Source organism: Burkholderia sp. IT-111MI5, from assembly GCF_949752865.1.
Taxonomy (GTDB): domain Bacteria; phylum Pseudomonadota; class Gammaproteobacteria; order Burkholderiales; family Burkholderiaceae; genus Burkholderia; species Burkholderia pyrrocinia_C.
In genome coordinates, this window is sequence record NZ_CATKIF010000033.1 from 205582 (window position 1) to 227684 (window position 22103).

At 59.7% G+C, this 22103-nt stretch carries 16 protein-coding genes; 13 read left to right on the forward strand and 3 right to left on the reverse strand.

Annotated elements, in window-relative coordinates; all coding sequences use genetic code 11:
- The first annotated feature begins 401 nt into the window (after window positions 1-401).
- From ACM6JT_RS22755 to ACM6JT_RS22805, 11 genes are all read left to right on the forward strand, one after another.
- The gene (locus ACM6JT_RS22755; protein WP_414857350.1) at window positions 402-821 is read left to right on the forward strand and encodes a hypothetical protein; all 420 of its coding nucleotides are present in this window, start codon (window positions 402-404) and stop codon (window positions 819-821) included.
- On the forward strand, window positions 818-2035 hold the full coding sequence (locus ACM6JT_RS22760) for a beta-ketoacyl-[acyl-carrier-protein] synthase family protein (RefSeq protein ID WP_175769424.1): 1218 nt from the start codon (window positions 818-820) through the stop codon (window positions 2033-2035). Before ACM6JT_RS22755 ends, ACM6JT_RS22760 begins: the two co-directional genes overlap by 4 nt.
- 43 nt (window positions 2036-2078) lie before the next feature.
- Window positions 2079-2567 carry a hypothetical protein gene (locus ACM6JT_RS22765; protein WP_414857351.1) on the forward strand — a complete coding sequence of 163 codons (489 nt, stop codon included), beginning with the start codon at window positions 2079-2081 and terminating at the stop codon, window positions 2565-2567.
- Window positions 2568-2791: 224 nt separating this feature from the next.
- Complete coding sequence (locus ACM6JT_RS22770) at window positions 2792-3343, forward strand: fimbrial protein (protein ID WP_175769428.1); 552 nt, start codon at window positions 2792-2794, stop codon at window positions 3341-3343.
- 68 nt (window positions 3344-3411) lie between these two features.
- Window positions 3412-4161 (forward strand): molecular chaperone, encoded by a 750-nt coding sequence (locus ACM6JT_RS22775; protein ID WP_175769430.1) that lies wholly within the window; start codon window positions 3412-3414, stop codon window positions 4159-4161.
- A 68-nt stretch (window positions 4162-4229) separates the two neighbouring features.
- Window positions 4230-6698, forward strand: coding sequence for a fimbria/pilus outer membrane usher protein (locus tag ACM6JT_RS22780; protein ID WP_175769433.1), 2469 nt, complete (start codon window positions 4230-4232; stop codon window positions 6696-6698).
- Window positions 6695-7744: a fimbrial protein gene (locus tag ACM6JT_RS22785; RefSeq protein ID WP_175769435.1), complete on the forward strand. Its 1050-nt coding sequence runs from the start codon at window positions 6695-6697 to the stop codon at window positions 7742-7744. Before ACM6JT_RS22780 ends, ACM6JT_RS22785 begins: the two co-directional genes overlap by 4 nt.
- A 401-nt stretch (window positions 7745-8145) precedes the next feature.
- Window positions 8146-9456, forward strand: coding sequence for an 8-oxoguanine deaminase (locus ACM6JT_RS22790; RefSeq protein ID WP_208450814.1), 1311 nt, complete (start codon window positions 8146-8148; stop codon window positions 9454-9456).
- A gap of 1025 nt (window positions 9457-10481) precedes the next feature.
- Window positions 10482-10604: a hypothetical protein gene (locus ACM6JT_RS22795; protein WP_279607850.1), complete on the forward strand. Its 123-nt coding sequence runs from the start codon at window positions 10482-10484 to the stop codon at window positions 10602-10604.
- A 58-nt stretch (window positions 10605-10662) separates the two neighbouring features.
- A complete protein-coding gene (locus ACM6JT_RS22800; RefSeq protein WP_175769439.1) occupies window positions 10663-11628 on the forward strand; it encodes a leucyl aminopeptidase in 966 nt (321 codons plus the stop codon).
- Window positions 11628-12467 carry a hypothetical protein gene (locus ACM6JT_RS22805; protein ID WP_175769441.1) on the forward strand — a complete coding sequence of 280 codons (840 nt, stop codon included), beginning with the start codon at window positions 11628-11630 and terminating at the stop codon, window positions 12465-12467. The genes ACM6JT_RS22800 and ACM6JT_RS22805 overlap by 1 nt, the downstream gene beginning before the upstream one ends.
- A gap of 97 nt (window positions 12468-12564) precedes the next feature.
- On the opposite strand, the gene ACM6JT_RS22810 is transcribed toward ACM6JT_RS22805, so the two are convergent.
- Window positions 12565-14199, reverse strand: a complete 1635-nt coding sequence (locus tag ACM6JT_RS22810) for a PAAR-like protein (protein ID WP_414857352.1) — start codon at window positions 14197-14199, stop codon at window positions 12565-12567.
- Window positions 14200-14345: 146 nt separating this feature from the next.
- Window positions 14346-14654 (reverse strand): H-NS histone family protein, encoded by a 309-nt coding sequence (locus ACM6JT_RS22815; RefSeq protein ID WP_175769445.1) that lies wholly within the window; start codon window positions 14652-14654, stop codon window positions 14346-14348.
- A gap of 555 nt (window positions 14655-15209) precedes the next feature.
- On the opposite strand from ACM6JT_RS22815, the gene ACM6JT_RS22820 reads away from it, so the two are divergent.
- Both ACM6JT_RS22820 and ACM6JT_RS22825 read left to right on the forward strand, forming a co-directional pair.
- Window positions 15210-15938: a response regulator gene (locus ACM6JT_RS22820; RefSeq protein WP_414857353.1), complete on the forward strand. Its 729-nt coding sequence runs from the start codon at window positions 15210-15212 to the stop codon at window positions 15936-15938.
- A 151-nt stretch (window positions 15939-16089) separates the two neighbouring features.
- Window positions 16090-19374, forward strand: a complete 3285-nt coding sequence (locus ACM6JT_RS22825; protein ID WP_414857354.1) for an ATP-binding protein — start codon at window positions 16090-16092, stop codon at window positions 19372-19374.
- Window positions 19375-19395: 21 nt separating this feature from the next.
- On the opposite strand, the gene ACM6JT_RS22830 is transcribed toward ACM6JT_RS22825, so the two are convergent.
- On the reverse strand, window positions 19396-21795 hold the full coding sequence (locus ACM6JT_RS22830; RefSeq protein WP_175769451.1) for an ATP-binding protein: 2400 nt from the start codon (window positions 21793-21795) through the stop codon (window positions 19396-19398).
- Window positions 21796-22103: the final 308 nt, after the last annotated feature.

Genomic DNA, 22103 nt, shown 5'->3' on the forward strand with positions numbered 1-22103 from the left:
CCCACCATAATTTCCGCACTTTGGGCGCAGGCCCATTAACGACGACCTGCGTCGATGACAAGATTCGTAATTCTTGACGAGACATATCTCTTTGACCGCGTTCTTCGAATCACTTCGCCGTTTATTTTTGACAACCATGACCACGCAGCGCGGCACGACCGCACCAACTTGCGGCCCCATCCGCAGCACGCTTCGCCTCTCCTCCCGCACTATCGAGTCAGGGAAAGACCGAGCGCTCCGGCGCCGGCCGACCTCTTCGTCTCCACCCGGTGTCGGCCCCGCTTATCGAGCAACGGCAACTGAACGGCTCAAACAGGCCGTTCCCGGCGCCTTTCGTCGCGCTTGAAATCGTTCCCTCCCAGTCGAGGAAATTCTTTCAGATACCCTGATAGAACGAAATTATGAAAATCATTCATACAGACGAAAATCTGCAATCCGAACTTTCTATACTGGTAGGAAAAGGATTGAAGGCAGACATCGATCGCCTGGAACGAGACGAGCCTTTCGCCGATGTCATTCCCAACTTCGACTCCCTGGTCATGCTGGAAATCCTCCTGCTCATTGAGGACAAGGAGGGGTTCCGCTTCGATCAGCACCTGGATGCCGGTCAATCGGTGTCATCGGCGGACGCGCTCGCCGCATATCAGTCGTTCCCGCCGAATATCAGCGCGCTCGCCCAGGCGCTGAGCCGGGCCAGGCACGCGGAGAAGCTCAAGCAAGAAGTCGAACTCGATGCGCCGGCTCCCGCCGCCGCTCAGGCGAGCCTCTCAAGCGACGCTCGAAACGATGTCGGAAACGACGCGCGGCGGAGTGCATCATGAAACGCGACGTCGTCATCACGGGGATCGGGCTAGCCGCGCCGTTGGGCATCGAACCGACCTCGTTCTTCGATGCGCTGGTTTCCGGCAAAAACGGCATTCGTCGCCATCCCGACCCGACGATCGAGCGCCACGTCGGTTATGTCGATCTCGATATCGGCGCGCATTTTTCTATCGCCGAGTCGCGCAATCTCGACCGCGTGTCGCTATTGGCTCTGTATGCCGCCCGACAGGCCGTGGCAAACAGTGGCCTTCGCGATGAAGCGGCATGGCGCAATTGCGGGGTGTTCGTCGGAACGGGCATCGGCGGCGTCGGTTCGCTCGCGGAAGGTATTGCCCAATACCACGGCATCGGCCGACGCAGCATTCTGTTGACCGTTCCAGCCGCCATGCCGCACGCCCCGGCCGCGCATCTGGCGATGTCGCTCGGCACTTCCGCGGAAGCGATCACCTACTCGACCGCATGTTCGGCGGGGGCGGTGGCCATCGGCGAAGCCTTCCGCCGCATCCGCGACGGCTATTCGGACATCGCCGTCTGCGGCGGCACGGAAGCCATGCTGACGCCGCCGCTGCTCGAAGCATGGGATCAATTGCGGGTCCTTTGTGCGGAGCCCGCGGATGCGCCAGCAACGGGCTGTCGTCCGTTCAGCGGAAGCCGTTCCGGCTTCGCGTTGTCGGAAGGCGCGTGCATGGTCGTACTCGAGCCCCGCGACCATGCGATCGCGCGCGGCGCGACTCCGATCGCCGAATTGGTCGGATACGGCACCAGCAACGACCACAGCCATCTGACGCTGCCGACGCCCGCCGGTCAGGCGCTCGCGATCCGGCGGGCGCTCGACGACGCGAGAATCGACGCGAAGCAAGTGGGCTACGTCAACGCGCACGGCACCGGAACACGAAACGGCGACGTATCGGAAAGCGACGCATTGCGAGCCGTATTCGAACGTTCACTCGACAACCTGCCCGTCAGCAGCACGAAATCGGCACATGGCCATTTGATCGGCGCCGCCGGGGCGCTGGAACTAGCGATCTGCGCGATGGCGGTGCACGAACAAAGGGTGCCGCCGACCTTGCACTACGATGCGGGCGATCGCGCTTGCGGCGATATCGATTACGTGCCGCACGTGGGCCGCCGCGTCGAAGGCCTCGAATTCGCAATCAGCAACTCGTTCGGCATGGGCGGCAACAATACCGTGCTTGCCGTCAAACGGTGCTGAAATGATTCGCACGACATATTCGTCATTATCGGGAGAAAGACTGATGTCCAGTCAAGCATTCACATCCGTTTCATGCCATTCGCGCGGCCAGATTACGCGGCAAGCGACATCGATCAGCTATCGCTTGAACGACAACGAACTGCACGTGTGGGTAGACCAGGGCGGAAACAAGAGAGTCTGTACCGAGCTGTTTCGCCAGGGCGTGATCGATCGGTCCCGATATATCGCGGACGTCGCCTACTGCCGACACGCTCTTTCCGAAACCGTATTGCAAGGCTATCGAATCTGGGGGCCGGCGTGCGCCGCTTTGATGAACGAACATCGATGGTTCATGACGCTGATGTCGACGCCGACCCGATGGTTCATCGAAGACAGCGCATTCCACATGGCGCTTCGCAATACGCCTCATTGGCGAGGCCGGTTCGTGCGTCGGGCCGTCTTCATTCCCGTCTGCTGGGCGATGGGCGCGCTGTCGAATTCGCTTTCCGGTCGGCATGGAGATAACGCGTCCCGGCACTTATTTTCCAAGTAACCGATCTTCCTCTAGAAAATTTAAATTATTCCGCGCCGAGAAAATCTCAGCACATCGACTATTTCCAATCCTATTAACTCGAGTAACGATCGTCGGCGCAAGCATTGAAAATTTCGCTCGATAAAAAACTCGAACGAATAACCACTCCATTTCCAAGGAACGGTTAATAACCTCACCGATTTTCGGTGTTTTTTTTTACAAACCCATCAAAAAGGTAAATCTGCATGACCATCAAGAACACGCTCGCGCTCACCGCTTTCGCAATTGCCACTGTCTCCGGTACGGCTACTGCGCAAAGCACCGGTCAAAGCAGCGGGCAAATCAATTTTTCCGGCAACATCACCACGGCGCCCTGCTCGGTCGATGGCAACAACGTCAATCAAACTGTGGCGCTGGGTTCGATTTCGACCAATATTTTTAGCGGAGTCGGTTCGCAGTCCACCGCGAAAGACTTTCAGATCAATCTCACGGGTTGCAACACGACGACCCTGAAGACAGCTCAGATCACGTTCTCCGGCACGCCCGACGACACCGACCCGAACCTGCTGAAGTTGACCCCCGGCATGCCGGGCGCAGGCGCGGCACAAAACGTCGCCGTGGGCCTCTACGACGTCTATAACAACCAAGCTTTGGCCCTGAATGCCAAATCGGGCGCGATTCCCCTCCAAAGCGGCCTGAGCGTGCTGCCATTCCGTGCGTATTACCAGCAGACAGCCGCCAACGTCGCTGCCGGCAGCGCGAACGCAAGCGCCCAGTTCACGATCTCCTACAACTGATCGCGGCAAGCCTGCCTCCACATTACCGCCGGGCTCGCGCCCGGCGCGTCATTCGACCGATTGATCCCATGTTTCCTCGATCTCCATCATTTCTTGCGCTTGCGCTGTTCGGAGGCATGCTCCTTAGCCAGCACGCCGATGCCGGTATCGTTCTGTCAGGCACACGGCTCGTCTTCGACGGGACCAAGCGCGAAGCCTCCACCAATGCCCGAAATACGTCGGATGTTCCGTACGTCGTCCAGGCATGGGTCGAAGCGCAAGACGGAAGCACCGATACGCCGTTTTTCGTCACCCCCGCCCTGTCGCGTATCGATGGAGAACGCGAAGGACTGCTGAGAGTGCTGAGAGTCAACGACACGCTGCCCGAAGACCGCGAGTCGATGTATTGGCTCAACGTCAAGGAAATTCCGAAGATCGACAAGCGTGACAACGTCCTTCAAATCGCGGTTCGAACCCGGATCAAGATTTTCTATCGACCGGCGGGCCTGAAGAATGCACCGCGCGGCGCAGCCATGCTCGATTGGAAAATCGTCAGGAATGCAAAGATCGGCAAATGCGCGCTGGCGGTTAAAAACAACTCCGCCTATTACGTCACGCTCTCCGATATCGCCGTCGGTTACGGCAGCAACGCGCCGGAGAAGCTGAAGATCAGCGCCATCGCACCGCTCTCCGGCCAGGACTGGAGCCTGCCGAGCTGTGCGCAAAGCATTCAACTCTCCTATTCCGTGGTGAACGATTTTGGCGCCACGGAAGAAATCCCGCCGATTCAGGTCAATCTCACATCGAACGAGCAAAGCGAAAGCAGTGCTTCACATTAAGCGTCATGCGGCATAACGTTACAGATTCTCGCGGCACGGTAGTCAAACCACTTTCGCGCACGCGCCTTTTGCTGTCGCTGGCCTTGCTCTCGGGAGGCGGCGCCACGCCGCTCTCGGCGATGGCCGACAGCGAGCGTGCGGTGTTCAACAACGAATTCCTGCGTCTCGGCGGCGGCCCGCAACAAGCCGATCTGGCCGTCTTTGCATTCGGCAACCGCGTGCTTCCCGGCCGGTATCAGGCCACGGTCACGATCAACGGCGAAAGCTTCGAAGAAGAAGAGATCGATCTGGTTGCGTCGAGCGACGACGTCGACGCGACGCCTTGCCTGACGCGCGCCCAGCTCGCAAGATGGAATGTCAATACGGCCGCGTTCGAATCGATCGCCCAGTCCGCCGACGACGCCTGCATCGATATCGCAAAAGCCATCCCTCAAGCAAGCGCACGGTTCAACGTAGCCACGCAGACACTCGAAATTTCCGTGCCTCAGGCGGCCATGCTACGCCGGCCACGAGGCACCGTTCCGGCCAATAAGCTCGACAACGGCACGACCGCGCTGATGTTCAACTATCAGCTCAACGGCAACCACGACTACCTGAACCGGCAGAGCGGCCTGTATGCAAACGTCAGCGCCGGCTTCAATGCGGGCTCGTGGCGGTTTCGTAATTTGTCGACGTTCAATCACGATGCTCGCGGCTCGACATTCGAATCGCGGACCACTTACGTCGAGCGGGCGCTGGTCGGAATCCACTCCCGATTGACGATCGGCGATACGTATACGCCGGGTAACGTCGTCGACAGCTTCGGTCTTCGCGGCATCCAGCTGCAGACCGATGAAACGATGCGGCCCGACAGCATGCGCGGCTACGCGCCATCCATCCGCGGCATCGCCCGGACCTCCGCGGAAGTGACCATCCGGCAGAACGGTTATGTCATCAACAAGGTATATGTGCCGCCCGGCCCTTTCGTCATCGACGATCTGTACGCCACGCCGGGGGCCGGCGACCTCGAAGTCGCAATCACCGAGGCGGACGGCAGCACTACCCGTTATACGCAGCCTTATGCCGCGCTGCCGACGCTTGTGCGAGACGGGACGCTGAATTACAGCGTCGCGGTCGGGCGCTATCGGGATGCGTTCGTGAGCAACGGCCCGTATGTGGGCCAAACCACTATCGCATACGGGCTGACCTCCGACGTCACGGTCTACGGTGGCGCCATCATGTCCGGCATCTACGGCGCCGTCGCAGCGGGAACCGGCCTGAATCTGAAGAACCTCGGCGCATTCGCGTTCGATATCACGCAGACGCACGTTTATTCGTCGAATGCGCCGCGCGTGTCGGGAAGCGCATTCCGGCTGACCTACGCAAAATCGTTGCCGGGTTACGGCACGCATTTCCGCATGGTCGGCACACGCTACATGACGGAAGGATATCGGTCGTTCGCACAGGCCGTGCACGAAGACAGCCGAGGTTGGCAGCAGTATCAAGGCAATTTGCGAACGCAGTTGACGGCCAGCATTGCCCAGCAATTCGGGCGTTACGGCGCGCTTTACGCCACGGCCACACGCCAGTCGTACCGCGACACGCGGAGGACCAACACGCTCTTGCAGGTTAGTTACGCGACGTCGATCCGGAAAGCGGCCACCAGCCTCAACTACAACGAGATATCGAATAGCCGAAGCACGCGAAAGGAACGCCAGGTGCTGCTGAACGTGTCGATGCCGCTCGGACGGAGCGCAAGCTCCGCGTCGTATCAGGTTCGAGCGGACAACAACGGCAACATGAATCACCAGGCGAGCCTCTTCGGTTCGCTGCTCGCCGGAAACAATCTGTCGTATAGCGCACAGCTGGCCAAGTCGACCCACGGCTCGCACAACGCCTATGGCTCGCTCTATTACCAAGGATCGAAGGGCAACATCGGCGTCAGCCACAACCAAGGCTCGGGATCCCGTCAGTCGCAGATCTCCATCGGCGGCGGCGCGGTCGTGGATCGTCAGGGTTTGTTGTTGTCGCAACCGCTGGGGGAGACGGTAGGCATTGTCGAAATCCCCGAAGCCGCCGGCGTCGCGGTCGACGGATATCCCGGGGTGGTGACCGATTCGAACGGCCGCGCGGTCGTGCCGAGTCTCGTGCCGTACCGGCGCAATCGTATCTCGGTGGATGCCACGCGCACGGCGAAGGACAACGTCGATCTGGTCGAGTCGGCCGTATCCGTTGCGCCGACGAGAGGGGCCGTCGCTTACTCGGTCCTGCGTGCCGATGTCGGCATGCGCATGTTCGCGCGCCTGCGCTTGCCCGACGGCAGCGACGTACCTTTCGGCGCGCTGGTTCAGGACCGGGACGGCCGGGAAAAAGGCGCCGTGGGGCCGATGGGACGCGTATTTTTGTCGGGCATGAAGGACGGCTCGGTCGAATATTCGGCTACGTGGGGCAATGCTGCGGAAAAACGCTGCACGTTCACGATCGACGTCGCGCTTCTGAATAAGGAAAATGAGGAGCGAATGGTGGATGTAGCTTGCAACAATGGAGATTCAAAATGACAATAAAAATCCATGAATTCAAGAGACACGATATTTTTCATTCCACTTTCATCAGAATTACCGGAGCCGCGACGGCACTCATTTTATCAAGTGAAATTGCATACGCCGACTGCTTGATTAATACTCGCTATCCTCTTTCAGACTACACTTTCTCGGCAGGCGTCATCAATCTTCAAATCGCCCCCAATCTGCAAGTCGGTGATCAGATTGGTGATACGCGTACATTCGCTACGCCTTCTTACTCCGGAGATCAAAACGGTCTAAGTCAGTATCATGCCATAAAGTGCGATGCCGGCTCGGTCGAGGAATTTTACGGCACCACGGAATACGACGGTAACACCCAAACCTACAAACTTCCGAACATTGAAGGCGTTGGATATCAGCTTCTCTATCCCGCCGATCCAAGTTCTCAGGTGCCAACGGATCGACTTGCCCCTCTGAGTATAACTAACACACACACACCGGGTTACATGGTGTATCCCCCTGGGAAGGAACTCGTCTTGCGTTTCGTAAAAACGGGAGACATAAAGGGGGGGGCGACTTCGATACAGGAATTTGGCTTAGGCGCTGTGACTTCGCCCATCAGGCGAAAAACGCTTTCGCTTAAATTCGGCGTCAATGTACAAGAACCGACCTGCAATATCAGCAACAGCAACATATCCGTTCCGATGACGACGACCGACGTCTCCGAATTTTCCGGAATCGGATCGTCTCCTTCGGGGAAGAGAAAGCAATTCAATATCAGGATGACTTGCAACTCGTCCGTATCGCAATTGAGCATCAATTTCACGAGCCCGTACCTACACAGTGGCATGCCCGGCACCATAGACATCCAAGATGAAGGCGCAAATACCGCCGCTGGCGTCGGCATACGCATTCGGTACGGCTCGAACGATCAACCCGTGGCGTTCGGTGAATATCTCGATATAACGTCGAATCTGGCATCCGGCTCGCTACCGATGAGCGCCGAATATGTTCAAACGAGCGATGCCGTCAAAGCGGGAATTGCGAACAGTGTCGCGACCTTCGATATCGAATATCGATAGGCATAACGTGCCGTAATCTGTCATCGGTGTCCGCGCTAAGCCGAAGCACCGATGACCTTCTTCAAGCCGCTTCCCCAATTTCAGCCTGGGCCGATCAGGTGTATCGACGCGTTTACGCGATCATTCGTTCCGCGCACTTTCGTGCACCGCTCCTTTACGGAGCCGGCAATTATCCCTGTTCGTCAGCTGCTCGCCCCTTACTAACAAAGGAAACCCACATCGTGCCGAATGACACCACGAATGAACCGGATCGTCTGCGTCGCCTGCTTTTGTCCACGCCCTTGCTTGCTGCGTTGCCTGCTACCGCGGAAACGGTATCCTCTCCGGTCGCCGGAACCCCGCTCTCCACGCCCGATCGACACGAAACCCTGCTCCTGAAGCGCGCGGATGTCGTCGTTACGATGGACCAGCAGCGACGCGAAATCCGCCGGGGAAGCATTTATATAAAAGGAAACACGATCGTAGCGGTCGGAGACGACAAAAACATGCCCGCGACTGCAGATCGTGTCATCGACCTGCGGGGGCACATCGTCATTCCCGGTCTGATCAATACGCATCATCACATGTTTCAAAGCCTGACGAGAGTCGTCCCTGATGCGCAGGATGGCGAACTATTCAAATGGCTGACGACGCTCTACCCTATCTGGCAAAGACTGACACCCGACATGATGAGGGCTGCCACCCAGACGGCCATGGCCGAACTGATGCTGTCCGGATGCACGACGACCAGCGATCATCAGTATTTGTACCCCAACGGGATCAAGCTGGACGACAGCATCGAGGCGGCGCGGGAAGTGGGCATGCGCTTTCACGCTTGCCGAGGCAGCATGAGCGTCGGACGCAAGCAAGGGGGGCTGCCGCCGGACGCGCTGGTCGAAAACGAAAAGGCCATCCTCAGCGATACCCAACGCGTGATCGAAACCTATCATGACGACAGCAGGGGCGCCATGCTGCGTATCGTCGTCGCGCCGTGCTCTCCGTTTACCGTGAGCCAACAACTCATGCGCGATTCGGCCAAGCTGGCGCGTGCGTACAAGGTATCCATGCACACGCACCTGGCGGAGAATGTCAGCGACATCGAATATAGCCGGAAGATGTTCAACAAAACGCCGGCCGAATATGTCGAAGAACTCGAATGGATCGGCCGAGATGTATGGCACGCACACTGCGTCAAGCTCGATCGGCACGGCATCGAACTCTTTGCCCGCACCGGAACCGGGGTCGCGCATTGCCCGTGTTCCAACATGCGCCTCGGCTCCGGGATTGCTCCCGTTCGCCGCATGCTGGACGCCGGCATGCATGTCGGTCTCGGCGTCGACGGCTCCGCCTCCAACGACACGTCTGACATGATTGGCGAGGTTCGTCAGGCGCTGCTGCTGCAACGCGTCGGGTTCGGCCCGGAAGCGCTCACGGCGCGTGAGGCCCTGGAAATTGCAACGCTTGGCGGTGCGAAGAATCTCAACCGCGACGATATCGGCGCGATCGCCCCCGGAATGATGGCCGACGTGGCGATCTTCAAGCTCGATACGATCGGCGTCGCGGGCGCCGGGCACGATCCTGTCGCGTCGCTGGTGTTTTGCGACCCGGGCAAAGCCGCTTATACCATCGTCAATGGACGCATCGTGGTGGAAGGCGGCGACGTCGTCACGATCGATCTGCCCAAGGTCGTGGAAAAACACAATGCGCTTGCACGTCGGTTAGTCGCCGCTTGATTGTAAGCGATCCATTGTTAACGCCTCTCATCGGACGTTCGTGTGAGAGGCGTCGTTCTCGAACCGGCGAGCGTTAAGTGCGCTTTCGAACACGGTACGAGTATGGATGAACGAGCACGAGGTTCGAGGCCGACGGCAAGAGCGCGACCGACGTCGCTCGGGTTCGAGCATCGATCTCATTGATTTCGTCCACGGACGGATCCGTCGGTACGCGACGCCCGCCCCATATTTGCACGCACACCGGGCGAGGATCGTCGGAATGCAGCGCTTCCCAGGAGACTCCAATGAGTCGCCTGACGGGAATTCCAGAACAACGGAGTCCACGGCAAGCGGCATCGGTTTACCTGATGCATCTCGAAGGTACGCTTTGATCTGCTTCGGCTCCGTCATGTTTGCCTTTAGTGGGTGTTGGGCGGTTCGTTATATGATCAGGTTACCGACGATATCCGAGGTCACGGAGCGCTACGACCCTCTTCATGCTCGCGCTGAGGCGAACCGTACGCGTCGTGTATCGCAAGTAGCGCAGCGAGTTCCTCGGCAGTGCTGGCGACCTGCATCGGCGTGCCGATTGGACCAACACGTCAATCACACGTTCAAATAAACGACGATATTCTCGACGATGTCTAACCCGCTTCCGTGATACCTGGAATTCAATTCTTCTGAAAATTAAATCCGATACCTATTTTTCGGTAAATAGATTCCCCTCGAAAATGAATTGCCCTCGTATCAGACCGCTCCTATACCTATCCAAACCCTCAGCCAGGCAAGCAATGCCGTATAGGCAAAAGCCCATTTCTTATATGAGCTTCCCCGCCACCACCCAAACCTCCCCTTCTCACACCTTTGCCTACACGGACTCCCCGTGTTTATCGATATACAACTAAAATAATTACAACGGATTGCACCCCGCCAATACTCTCCATTAATATCGATATCGCCTGCCCGATATCGCCAAATTACGGGCAAGGCGCTAAACGGTATTTCGCACATTCGCGCGGAATCGCGCTCACAACAGGAGATTTGACATGAAGGAAACCCAGCAGATCGAATTGCTCGACTGGATGCAGCAAGACACGCACCCCGAAGCCGTCGACATGATGGTCGAGGATGCCGTGGTGCCGTTCGGCACCGCTCTCTGGCCGGTTTAAGCGGGCCGCCCGTTCTCGCGGAAGGGCCTCGGCCCTTCCGCCGCTTCCGGAGACTAGCATGCTTAACCTGCACCGCGCACTCGGCTTTCATCCCGCGCTGCGCGACAAACTCGCGCGCGGCGACACGGGCAAACTGCTGATCGGCTACGACACCCGCAATCGCGACACCGCCCTGCGCGCGTTTTCCGCGCTGCCCGATTCGCTTGACGCGACCACCCTCTGCCTCGAAACCACCCCGCCCGTCGACATCACCGCTGCGCTCGATCGCATCGACCTGTTCGTGCTGCTGTACGACTCGTCGTGCCTGCCGACGCCGTCGCCGAACGGGCCGCCTTTTCTCGCCGCGATCCGCCCCGCGATCGTCGCACACTGGAACAAGTCGGTGCTGTTCAAGGATTACGGCCCACATCTCGACGAGGCATTCGCCGAACCGCTCGATGACATCGCCACGCGCAACGGCCGGCTGATCGGAGCGGCCGCGTGCGCGTCGCGAATCCGCTTTATCGACGAAGCCGGCAACGCGCTATCGGGCTCGCTGAAGCCCGATCAAAAATGGACGAGCGTGGATGGCATGGGCAATCTCGACGTCGTGCCCGGCGAAATCGCAACGCACGTGACCGACCTGCACGGCTCGATCGTGTTCAGCGGCACGTTTCTCGGCACCGTGCCGTTCGCGATCAAGTACAAGGTGGCCGAGCGGCTCGCGACGCTGCGGGTCGAGAACAGCACGATCGTCGATTTCGACAGCGACGACGTGGGCTTCCGACGCGACTTCGCGACCTATCTCGACCGACACGCGAATCACCGGCGGATCGAGGAATTCGGCATCGGCACGAACCTCGGAATTCGCGGCCTGTACGGCCGCAACGCGGGTTTCGAGGAGCGGCATCCGGGGCTGCATCTCGGCCTCGGCGGCGGCGAGCATGGCAGCCATCATCTCGACCTGATCTTTTCGACCGGCTCGATCATGCTGGACGATAGTGTCGCGTTCGCCGATGGCCGCTTTCATTTCGGGAGCATTTGATGCCTTCGATATCCGAAACATCGACCCATTCCACCGTCGAAGCGACCATCGCCGAAGCAGTGCGTGAGCTCAAGCACGGTGTGGTGCCCACGATCTATGAGGCATTCGACGCCTTTCTGTCCGCTCTCGATGAAAATCCGGCCGACGAGGCTCTGCTCGAATGCGAGTGCGCGGTGTTGGCCAACGATACGTCGAAACCGCTTTACGACACGCAGATCAAACCTTCGGCGATGCGTCGCGCCGGCGACGGATGGCAGATGCAGGGATTTCATGCGGTGCCGGGCTTGCCGAACGATCTCGCCAGCCTGAGGTCCGTGAAGCTGGACGCTCGCATTACCGGGTTTTACGCGAGCATGGATGCGTTTGCGCACAAAGCGCATTCCGCCGTCATCCCGCCGCTGCTCGCGCTCACGCCGCTCGCGACGCAATGGACCGTGCTCGGCAAAGTCTGGCGTTATCGCACCGAATTCGCCGGCGACAAGAAATCGATCTTCGTTCCCCCTCATTTCGATCGCAGTGTGTTTTCCATGATGCTCGATAGCCGCCTCGATTTTTCCGGCGAAAGTCGGCATCTGTGCATCGGCGCCCCCGATCCGACCGTCGATATCGACACGATTGCAGCGTCGTGGAATATCGAGGACTGCCATATGCCATGCCGAAACGAATATCCCGTCGTTCTGGCAGGCATACATGCGCACGAGCCGCTCGGCCTCGCCCCGCGACCGCACAGCGTGTTGCGCATGGATCCGGCCCAGGCCCGCTATCGTTACTCGCTGCTTCTCTTCGTGGTACCACGCAAGGGATTGGACACGCCGCATGCCCATCTGCCTTCGAGGTAACGCTTTCCATCGAGAAAGCGAACGTCATCGCGGCCGGGCTGTTCCCGGCCTTGCCGATTTGCGGTTGACGGGCAGTAGCCGCGCGTGGTGCTGCGACTCAGGGGCGCGAAGACACATTGAGGAATCCGTTGAGGCGCTCGATCTTGAGCCAACCCATATCGGGAGAAAATCGAAGCTCCAGTCGGGGAAAGTCGAACCTAGTCTTCTTGGCGGCACTAACCACCGCATCGGATATCCAGCGAAACATTATCTTCCCTTCCTCGCTCGTGCCAAACTCTCGGCGATAAAATTGTTTAACCCCTGCGTTGACCTCGTTCTGCAGTTGAGTCCAATGTCCCGCCAAACCCTCGCGGGTTCTGAACAGATCAGCAACCCGTTGCGTCGTCACTCCACGCCCCCATAATGGACCATTCACTTCGGGGCGAGTCAGATTATGGCGATTCTCTGCCTGAGCCTGGCCTTTGATCGGGCCTTTAAGGGAATCGGGCTTCGAATCGCCCCCTCCCTTGCAAGGAGGGCCATTATGTACTAGCAACCCATCAACGCCAACATAATAGTTATGTGTATCTTTAACAAGAAAATTGAATACTCTGACAGACCTGCCTTGATACTCAATCACTCGACTCATAGTTACTGAAATATCTGCCTTTCTCGCCTGTAGCAAGTCGCGTTGCCGGATGCGGGACACTTGGGTCCAGCGTTCATTGCACATGAACAGGTGCCCGATTGTAGTCAAGACGCGCGTATTACCCGCCGCCAGCTCTACCGTCTGACCGACTTCCGAGATGAATACATTCAGCACCTGGCACAATACATCACGGCGTTGCTGTCTATCGAAGGACCATACCCGCTCACCTATCTTGACGGAGTCGATACGCCTCAATCCTGACTCGCAATGCACCAGCGTCTCACCCGCGAAGCACGCCCTGACCAATCCCTTTCCGTCCGGCCTGACTTTCTGAAACCGCGCCTCCAGCTTCACAAGATCGAGCGGCGAATCACGTTCCGACGGAGCTTTGGGGATAACAGGCGCTGCAACTTTCTTTGTAGACTTGGGCGCTGCAACCTTCTTTGCAGCCTTGGGCGGTCTAGCTCCCATTAGCCCCATGACTCGCCCTACGGTGCCCTTGACCATCTTGCCTACTTGTCCTTTTGTCGGTATATCCAACGGTGATAAAAGAACATACAGAAGCGCAATGCCAGGATTCCCCTCGGTATTCTCTCGCCCAGCCGCAGCAAGCATTGACATGACTGGGAAACCGGATTCTTCTATGGCATCCCTGATCGGATTGGGCGGCAGAACCAGCTTATTGAGCGGCACAACCGAATGTTCGTTTGCCCAGAGTTCACGCTGAGTCTCGTGTTCCTGCCGTAGCGCTTGTTCCTCGTCTATGGACAGCGGAATTTGCCCGGAGGTCTCAAACCTCATGATGCCACCGACCGCGCAAGGCATCTCGGACTGTACCATCAACGCGTAACCGTCGGAAATCTTCGTCGAAGGATCGTGATTTCGCCACTGGGTCGGCTTGGGAAAACACTTAGCGCCGTGGATCTTGCATCGCATAAACGAGGGAAGGTTTACCCCGCCCGTCTTGTCACTAGTGTTGCCGTAGCGGTCGTTGCCAATGCGTACATTTCGCGGCGAAACAGAAAAATGGTTTGGCGTACTGCCATCGGTACAGTACATCAACGCCTTGTGGACTACATATTCGTCCGGATCCGATACCGACACCAGTCAATCTCCTGTAAACGCGCTTGAACAATCAATCACGAAGCATGATTCTGCGAAGAAGAGTGATCGTCGCAATGGCATGATTGAACCCAACTCCCGGTTGCTGCAGGCCGGCCCGCCCAACAACGGATCCGCCGGAATCAAACTCACGCCGAGCCAGCTCGATCCCGCTCGAGCAAATAGGTCTCGCGCGGCTTGCCGAGAATCCACCGAGGCTCGCGACCACGCCCGCTCCAGGTCTGGCCGGTTTTCGGATTGAAATACTTCTGGCGTACCGAGAACAGTTTCGTCCGTGAGCTGCTGCCGAAACCGAACACCTCGCGCGGCGTGAATCCGCAGTCCGTAATCATTTCACGCACATTTTCCAGAAGCACCGCACGCTCGGCACGGCGCACCGCTGCGATCTTCTGGTCGAGTGCCTCGAGCTCGCGAAGGAGGGGTTGCAATTTGGTCATGTCTGTTCCTTGATAATAGACGGTATCTATAAATGCGCTGCATCTATCTCCGTTCGCATGAAACGGAATGCTCATCTTAAGATTTGCCTTCGCCCCGCCTCACTCAGCCAAACCCCATATATAGCTGCCCTCCGGCCGATCCACGTTGGGCGGATCCCGTATCGCGATGCGTCACCGTCGAGCCGCCCCGACAATCTCGCTGAATGAAACAATCGATCGTCGGCACGCTCGACCGTTGCACCCGCGTCGCAAACGTTCAAACAACGACAACCAATCCTCAACGCGCCGAGACCGGCCACGCAAATCCTGCCCGAAAAATAAGCCTCGGCCCATACTTAATCGGGCCTGAAGCCCATTTGCAGGCAGGCCGAACTTCCCAATAATGTTCGTCCGACACCGGTGCCAATTCCAGCGCGGGGCGACAACCACCGCTCGCTTTTTCAGATTTCTTCAATGATCGTTGATGCGCATCGACGCATCTCGAACAATGCGAGCCAAACCTGCCGGATGTTCGCATCTCCACGGGCAACCTCAACCCATCGCCAGGAATCTTCCATGAACTTCCAGGATTCTGAAGACATTCGCATGACTGACAACCAAGCACGCTACCGCGGCGTCACCCCATACGCTGGCGACGAGAATTCCGACATCCGGATCGTCATCGCCGACGACCATCCTGTGGTGACGCACGGTGTTCGCCATGTACTCGAGCAATCGCCTGCGATGCACATCGTCGCCGAGGTGCATACGGTCACGGACATCATGCAGCAACTCGACCAACACGCATGCGACGTCCTGGTCTGCGATTACTCGTTCGACGACGATCCCGAACCCGACGGTCTCAGGATGATCGAGCGGGTCAAACGCACGTATCCGAACGTCAAGATCGTTCTGCTCACGATGCTGGACGACCAATGCCTGCTGCGCCACATCGTCCAGCGCGGCGTATCGGCATTTCTCAGCAAGACGAGCAACGATCTGAACGAACTGCCGCGCATCGTCCTCAGCGTGATGCAGGGCAAAACCTATATCGATACCCAGATCGCCAGTTCGCTTCTTTTCAACATGCTCGAGCGGCCCTTGCGAACGTCAACTCAAGCGGAACTGTCCGCTCGGGAACTGGAGGTCGTGAGACTTTACGAGGAAGGCATGACGGTTGCCGATATCGCCACGCGGCTGAACCGCAGCCGCAAGACGATCACCACGCAAAAGGCGAGTGCAATGAAGAAGCTCGGCGTCACGAGCAATCAGGCATTAGTCGACGCCGTCAGAAAGATCCTCTGACGCGGTGCGTGCTCGACAGCGGCCGACGACGATGCTTGCCCTGCTTTCCCGAATGCTCCCTCCCCCGTTTGCTCGCGCCGGGCGAAGCGGTCGACATGCGCACAAAATCAGCGGCGCCTATCAACGCGCCATCCTGTATAGTGGCGCGGTCATGCTGACCGTGGCGATCCTCGTTGCGGTCGGCGTTTCCGTCAGCGCACGCATCGATCGTTTCATCGACGACCAGCGCAGTATCTTCGTCCACCAGCGCAACAACGTCCAAGCGGCCGTTCAGCTGGCGGAATCGCACCTCCAGGGACTCGTCCTGCAGCACGGCGGCCGGGAATCGTGGGGCATCAACGCGAATGCCACGCACGCGCTGCTCGACAAGTACGCCGGAGAACTGGCGCGCCTGCATGGCGTGACCGTTACGGGCAAGGATCTCTCCGCGTCGCCCTATACGCTCGTCTCGACCGATCCCGACTACTTCCGCACGCACGGATCGCGCATCGTCAGCCTGCTGCACGCCGTATCCCCGACGCCCGGCGTTCAGGCGGTCGCCAAAGGGATCGAGAAGGGTAATTTCGTGCTAGACGCCGACGCGCGCGTATTTGCGTTCCATCCCGCGTTCGACGCAAGCACTGCGCTCGCCGACCGTCCGCGCGACGACGTTCTGGCGCTCGCAAGAGCAGAAACCGCCGACCTTCGCGAGGCGCTCGCCAAGCGGCCCGACCTCATCGCGTGGACGAAACCGCGCCGCTCGCCGCTCAGCGGGGAACCGACGATTCAATACGGCGCATTCATCGAGCGCAATCACCAACCCGTCGCCGTGCTCGGATACGACATCAAACTCGCCGACTTCCCGTCGTTCTTTCTCGACGATCATCCCGTTCCGCCAGGATTCTTCCTGATTTCGCGCGACGGCACCACCATGATGGCCGGACATCCCGACAACGATCTCTCGGTCCTCGACACGGCGCGGCTCGTGGCGGCCGACATCTCGTTCGCGACGTTCACGCCGCCGAAAATCCACCGGACACAAGGCACGTTCCTGATCGCCCAACGCATTCGCGGCCCCGAATGGATCGCCGTCTATGCATTCGACCAGTCGACCATCCTGAACGGATTGCGCAGCGAGCTGACCGTTATCGTATTGAGTACGCTCGCCGTGTTGATGCTGTTCTGGGGATTCGTGCTTACGTTCGACAAATCCGTGCTGATACCGATGCAGCGCAAGATGCGCCGCGTATACGAAAGCGAAGCATTCAACCGGACCATCGTCAGGATGGCGCCGATCGGCCTGTCCGTACTGGATGCGCGGACCCATGAAATCGTGCTCCAGAACACGATCGCGAGCAAGCTCCTCGCCGGTTCTCCCGATGCGGCCCGAACGTTCTATCGCACGCTGACGAAGGCGTGCGACGAGCCCCGCCTCGCGCACCAGCTCGCGAAAGGCGCCATCATGCGCAATGAAATCGTCGTCGATGCGAGCAACGGCAAACCGGTCACCATCGGCGCGACCTTCGTCGCCACACGGTACGATGAACGGGACGTGATTCTGTGCGGGCTGGTCGACGTCAGCCGGGATCGCGAAATGCAGCAACTGCTGCTTGCGGCGAAGTGCGACGCCGAGGCTGCCAATCATGCCAAGTCGATGTTCCTCGCCACCATGAGCCACGAGATCCGCACCCCGCTGCATGCGGCGCTCGGCAATCTCGAGTTGCTCTCGATGCATGCGCTTACTGCGCCTCAGCACATGCTGGTCGATACGATCGGCAAATCGTTCGGCGCGCTGCGCCGGCTGCTGAACGACGTCCTCGATTTCTCGAAGATCGAAGCCGGCGAATTGCGGCTGGAGAGCGTCGCATTCGATCCGGCCGAACTGGCCGAAACCTGCGCGCAGGCGATCGCGCCGTCGCTGGCGGCAAAAGGCGTGAGGTTGCGATTGCTAACGGATGCGTCCCTGCCCGCGCGCGTGATCGCCGATTCGTCGCGACTGCAACAGATCATCATGAATCTGCTCGACAACGCGACCAAATTCACCGCGACCGGGCGCGTCGTCCTGGCGATGACGTTGGCTCAGGCCGGTCGTCGCAGCCTGCTTCGCGTGCACGTGATCGATTCCGGCATCGGCATGTCCGCCCACGATCAGACACGTCTTTTCCAGCCGTTCGCGCAGGTCGGCGAGTCGACCGCGCGGCGATTCGGCGGCACGGGCCTGGGACTCTCGCTATGCAAGCGGTTGACCCGGTTGATGGACGGCGACATTCGAGTCGCGAGCGCGCCGGGTGCCGGCAGCACCTTCACTGTGGAGATTCCTGTCGCTACACCGACCGCACCGACCGTCGTGCAACGCAACACGTCGCCGATCGATGGACTTTCCGTGCTGCTGCGCTGCGACGACGACGCATGGCGCGAAGCGCTGCTTTCCCGGCTCGCGAGCTGGGGAATCGCCGCGGAAATCGTAACGACCGCTGCGCTGCCCGACGCAAACCTGCACGAGCGTATTCTGCTCGACGCACAATCCGGCGGCGGCCTCGCCGATACCGATCGGCAGTCCGCGCAAATCGCACTGGATCGCGGCCTCGCGGGTATCGTCCGGCTATCCGACACCTATCCGCTCGCACCCGAGCCGCGCGACGGCGGCATCGCGGTATCGTCCCTTTCCCGCGCCGCGCTGCGCGATGCGCTTGCGACGGCCGCCGGCCTCGCCGCGCCGTCGGTCCATCGTCCGGCCACCCCGAGCATGGCGCGCGCGCGGCACGCTCGCCTGCTGGTCGTCGAGGACGACGACGTCGCCCGCACGTTGCTGATGACGCAACTCGGCATACTCGGCTTCCATGATGTCGACGACGTTCCAGATGGCGTCGCAGCCATCGATTGCTGCCGGCATCACCATTACGACCTGATTCTCACCGACCTGAACATGCCCGACATATCCGGCACCGAAATGCTCAAGCGCCTTCGGCAAATCGATATAGCAACGCCGGTCGTGCTCGTCAGCGCAAGCGTTCCGATAGCCGCCGACGATCATTCGATACGGGACGGTTTCACTGCGATCGTCGAGAAACCGCTGTCGATCGAGCAGCTCGCCGCGCTGCTTGACAGGCTTCTCCCCGCCGACCAGCGCGATCGCGCTCGCCGAGCCGCGCAGGTCGTCGACAAGGCCGCCACCGCCCGGACCGCGACGCTCGCGAAGGATCTGTGGGAAACCTTCGCCGCATGCTGGCCGGCCGACCGCGCCGTCGTGCAGGCAAAAGCCGCGGCGAAAGATGTCGACGCCTTCCTGCGGCGCATCCACAAGATCAAGGGGGCGCTGCGCGTGTTGCAGGACGATGCGCTCGCGGATCTCCTCGGCAAAATCGAACAGGTCGCGCGCATCGAAGGGCTGGACGCCGCGATGCCGCTCTGGGCGCGCGCCGAAGCGGCATTGACGTCACGGGTCGATGCGCTGTAACGCCGAACACCGCGGATACACTCAAGACGCCTTCGGCAACGTCGGCGTCGCCGCCTCGACCGGTTCGTCATCGTCGACGATGATGGAATCCGTGGTGATCGGCAACGAAAGCGCGACCTCGGTTCCACGCCCGACTTCACTCGCAATGGAAATCGTGCCGCCGTGCCGACCGACCACGGCCCTGACGAAGGACAGGCCCAACCCGACACCTGCGGCCGCGTCCCTGCGCTTGCCGTCCACCTGGAAAAACGGCTCGCACAGCAGCGAAATCGCGTCGTTCGGGATGCCGATGCCTTGATCCGCCACGCGAATGAGCACATCGCGGCTCCCCGGTCGACCATCGCGCGCCACCGTGACGTCGACGACGGTGTGTTCCGGCGAGTATTTGATCGCGTTGTCCAGCACGTTGATCACCGCGCGCTGCAGCATGTCTCGATTGCCGTCGATCCAGAGCGTCTCGCTCTTGTCTCGATGCAACGCGAGCCGGATCGATCGGGTTTCCGCGAAGGCGCCGACCTGGTCGACCGCCTCCTCGACGAGGTCGGCGACATCCACGATCGAAAACGTCGCCGGATCCAGCACTTCCGCCCGCGACAACTGCATGAAATCCTGCGCCATCCTCAGGCTGTAGCCGACCAGACGCCGCAAGTCGTGCATGAATTTCTCGTCGTGCGCGCCCGCCAGCGAATCTTGCATGCCGACGCTCTGCTGCTCGATCAGTGCCAGAATCGTGGTGAGCGGATTGCGCAGATCGTGCGCGATATGGCGCAGCGCCTGCCGATCGTTCGTCACCGATTTTTTCAGATCGTCGATGTCGACGAGGCAGATCAGATGCGCTGCATCGTCCTGCAAGGCCAACGGCGAGAACTGGGCAAACGGTACGTTGACGAGCATGTATTCCCGGCCGTTCAGCACCACCTCGCGCTCCTGCGCCGGCGCCTCGCCGAGCCCTTGCGCGGCGAACTGCTCGAGCACCGTTTCCAGCTTCGGCTGTTCGCCGGCCTGGATGCCGCCCGAATCGGTCACCGTTGCGCCGAGAAGCTCGGCCGCGCGGCTGTTCCACAGCACGAGTTTCCTGCCGCGCTCGAGAACGACCGGGTAAGGCAGCAGGTTGATGACGCCGACATACGCCTCCTGCCACTCCCGGATTTGCTGCATCGCCAGCTTGACCTCGTCCAGCAGGTTGGAATCGACCGCACCGTGCGAGCCGTCGTCCGACAGACGCACGGCGCCGACGCTCGACGACAGTTCCCGCAACCGGCTGATTTCGCGGCGCAGCAGCCGGTGCATGCCGAGCAACTGGCTCCACGCGAAAAAGCTGTAGACGATCAAGCACACGGTCAGCGCCGCCCCGACCGGCACCCAGATATGGAACATCCCCAACAGCAGGGTCGACGCCGCAAAAATGCCGGCGCCCCAGGCGAGCGCATAGAAATGAAGATTGCGGGTCTTCGTCAGCCAGCAGATCAGCAGCATGCCGAGCGCCAGCATCGGACCGACCAGCAACTGCAGCAGCGGCGGTATCTCGCTCACGACGTCGTCATTGAGCAGGGCCGATGTGATCATCGCGTCGAGCTTCGCCCCGTCGACGACATCGTCATTCAGCGACGAGACGCTGTATTCTCCCAGCGGCCGATAGATGGCATGGCCTATGAACACGATCTTGCCGTCGAACGTCGACGGCGCCACTCGTCCCGTGACGACATCGGCAAACGAATAGGTCGCGACCGATTTGACGCGGGGCAGCATCAGGAGCACCGACTCCCTCGGACGCTTTCCGATGGACGTGGTCCGCGGGAATTCGTAGAGGTGCAGATCGGGAAGCTGCTCGCCGAGGCCCGCCACCTCGATCGCCTCTAGCGACACATGCGCATAGACCGAGCCGCCGATCGTGCGATACGGTACGAAACCGGTCACGACGCCGGAATGCCCGACGGTGACGTCGCGCTGGCCGACCGCGGCGACTACCTTCGGCGCAGGATCCGGCAACGGCAGCAGCAGCTTGCCGCTCGTGTCGGTGTCGGTCGACGGCAGGCCGACGACGACCCGTTTGTTACGCGCGATGGCATCGAAAAACGCATCGTCGAACTGCTCGCGCGCCGGCAGCGGAATATCGAACACGATGCTGATCGCGCCGGCGAGGCGATCGATCAACTCGGCGTTCGTGGTCGGTGAAAATACGCGCTCCCGACCCAGCTCCCGCAAGCTTCCTTCCCCTTTACTGATCAGCACGACCCGATTCGAACCACGATTCGCGAATGCGAACGCGGTCGCATCGAAATGCAATTGATCGAAAGGGCTGCACAACGATTCGAATTTCGGCGTGCTCGCCACCGCCGCCGCCGCCGCGACCAGAACAACGACGAACGGATTGCGTAACCTGACCGCTTTACCCGCTGGAATGTTCATCCAATGACGCATGACCTAGTCTCCTTTTCATACCTAGCCGACGTGCCGCTCGAACGACATGCGCAAGCCCTAGCGGGCTCGGGACTCCGGCCACCACGGTTCGACGCCACCCTGCAGCCGGATCGCCGGATCCGGCTGCCACGCCCTCATCTCGATACGTTGTTTTTAATCATACAACCCCAATATGGGCGGAGATGTCAATTGCATTGTAAATTTAATATTTCAATCAATTATTTAACCCACTCTATTTCAAGAAAATCCTCAAAATCATAAAAATCCTCAAAGCGCTAAATGCTTTTTCAATTTTCCGGCGCGCGATC